This is a genomic window from Maribacter sp., assembly GCF_049667165.1.
Classification (GTDB): Bacteria; Bacteroidota; Bacteroidia; order Flavobacteriales; family Flavobacteriaceae; genus Maribacter_A.
The window spans coordinates 1-1,575 of sequence record NZ_JBATHS010000329.1 but is presented as its reverse complement, the minus strand read 5'-3'; the positions used below and the strand labels follow the sequence as shown (position 1 = coordinate 1,575).

The 1,575-nt window shown below is 42.5% G+C and carries 1 protein-coding gene; it reads right to left on the bottom strand.

Annotated elements, in window-relative coordinates; translation table 11 throughout:
- Window positions 1–164: 164 nt before the first annotated feature.
- A complete protein-coding gene (locus WBM98_RS15140) occupies window positions 165–1,160 on the bottom strand; it encodes an IS110 family transposase (RefSeq protein ID WP_424366863.1) in 996 nt (331 codons plus the stop codon).
- Window positions 1,161–1,575 lie beyond the last annotated feature (415 nt).

Sequence of the window (1,575 nt, the reverse complement as noted above, 5' to 3'; positions counted from 1 at the left end):
TATTAAAATTGGATGGGCCAAGTAGAAGAAAATGATAGTGAAGGGGAATACGGAATTAGCTTTGAATTTTAGCCTTTTCTTATAAAACGGAACAAGGTATTCCTGCACGAAGTAAAACGAAGAAAAGATTTCCATGTTAAATCCAAGTAAAAATGATAAAAAGATCAAGCAACGTTTTTCACATACGGTTCCTGTCGTTTAACGACGGCGCAGACCCTATGAACGAGCTTGTTCCTGACATTGTTTATGATGAGCATCTTGTTTTTTCCCTCTTCGACCTTTCTTTCGAAGTAGGCCTTGATGTCGGGGTCGTGGTTTATGGCGGCCAGCGCACTCATATGAAGGTGTTTTTTGAGCGTTCTGTTGGCCATTGGGTGTATCCTGGACTTACGGAATATGGAAGAACCGGAGGTGAACTCAAAGGGCACTACACCGCAATAACAAGCAAGTTGTTTCGGGTTGTCATAGCGGGTAAAGAAGTTTGTGAAAATAGTAAAGTGAAGCGCGGTTATCTTACCTATTCCGATAACGGAGGTGACCAGGCCGATCGTTTTGTTGAGCCTGTCATCGGAGAGGACGAGTTTTTGTATTTCGGCCTCTACACGTTTTATTTCCGCATCGAGGCTTCTATTGATCCGTTTATGGTTGTTCTTGGCCAGTTTCCCAAGTTCCGGGGAGAAGAGTTCCAGTTCGTTGGGATATTTGTTTACATCCGCCCTGGTATTGACAAGCTTCCTGCGGACCTTGAGCAAGATCTTGACCTTTTCAAGGATTTGGGGTATGGGCACAAAAAGCTGCATTTCCCTATAGTTTTTGGATGCATATTGGGCGATCCGAATGGCATCGACCTTATCGTTCTTTCCCCTTTGTACGCCGATGCTTTTGGCAATCTGTACGGGCATCTCTACACAGAAGTTGGCCTGTTTCTCAGCAAGTTTCGCGATGATGAGCCTGCCATATACACCCGTATGTTCCATACACATAAGCGTGTACTCCAGGTCGATCCTTTGGTTTCGGAGCAATCTGATAAACGCATTGGTTCCCTTTTTAGAATTTTCGAATACATACGAGGCAGTCCCCTCATCTTTGATAATGGCCACGTAGAAGTTGCTTTTCGATATATCGATACCGATAAAGCAAGAGAAGTTTTTTCTGTTCATAATGAATAGGATTTAGTGATAAAGACCAAGTATCCAGATTGCCATCGAACCCCTGATAATAGGCCTAAAAGCCTGAATTTCCATCTGATGCCGGTCCGGAGATAACCGATAGGGGCTTTTATCAAATAAAGTCTAAGCCCGAAGCTTTGAATAGCGTATAATTCGCCCCCGATCGGTTTGGTCATAGTTGACAATTATGGAGAGTATTCCCCGATAAGAAGTTAGCTAATAAATAGAAAACCAGATATCATAAATACCTCTATGAAAACTATGAATGCTAAACTAAGGGGAATAGCAAGAGGGTAACGGGCTAAAGCCACGTTACGATACATAAATAATTGATTTTCAATGAATTGAAAATGATTTTAACTTTCGGTATCCGCTAAATTTGCGTCAAACGGACTGACAGCCCCTG